Annotated in this window: 1 protein-coding gene; it reads right to left on the bottom strand. The window is 66.7% G+C overall.

Annotation, left to right across the window (positions count from 1 at the left end; genetic code table 11):
- Positions 1-6: 6 nt before the first annotated feature.
- Positions 7-733 (bottom strand): ISL3 family transposase (locus F8O05_RS14710; RefSeq protein WP_158053509.1); only part of this gene is annotated, 727 nt, incomplete at its 5' end.

Raw genomic sequence — 733 nt, 5'->3', positions numbered from 1 at the left:
GGCTCTTCACGAACGAGGGTGTAGTGACGGTCTGAACCCGCCGGTTTCGAGCAGGCTGCGCGCGATGTAGTGGGTGAGGTTCCGGAAGCCGAGCGCCGAGCCGCGGAGGTGCTCGAGCCTGCCGTTGATTGCCTCGGTCGGTCCGTTGCTGGTGCCGGGCCTGTCGAAGAATGCGAGGATGTCCGCGGCGCGTTGCTTCAACGTGCGCCCGAGCCGGCGAATCTCGACGAGCGCGGCGGGGACCCCGGTGGTGATCGCGCTGATCACGGACTGCATCATCTCCTTGGCCTTCTTCCTGTCGGGTTCGCGGTAGGCGGCGACGATTCGCTGGTAGATGCCCCAGGTCGCTTCGACCTCGACGTGTTCCTCGCTGCCGAACACCGCGTCCAGCCGAACGCGCTGCTTCTCGGTGAGCAGGTCCGCACCGGTGTGCAGGGTGCGACGGGCTTTGTAGAGCGGGTCGTTCTTCATCCCGCGGCGCCCGAACAGGTCCTGCTGGACGCGTCGTCGACACTGGTCCAACGCGTCGCCGGCGAGACGGACAACATGGAAGGGATCCATGACCGGGACAGCGTCGGGGAGTTCCTCGGCGGCGGCGGTCTTGAACCCGGAGAATCCATCCATCGCAACGACTTCGATCCGCTTGCTCCACGCGGCCGGCCGTGCCGCGAGCCATTGCTTGAACACGGCCTTCGAGCGGCCCTCGACCATGTCCAGCAGTCGTGCGGGCCCA

Origin of the sequence: Gulosibacter chungangensis (genome assembly GCF_008831155.1) — a bacterium.
Classification (GTDB): domain Bacteria; phylum Actinomycetota; class Actinomycetes; order Actinomycetales; family Microbacteriaceae; genus Gulosibacter; species Gulosibacter chungangensis.
Note: the sequence above shows the minus strand (reverse complement) of the source record. Positions and strands in the feature narration are given on the sequence as shown.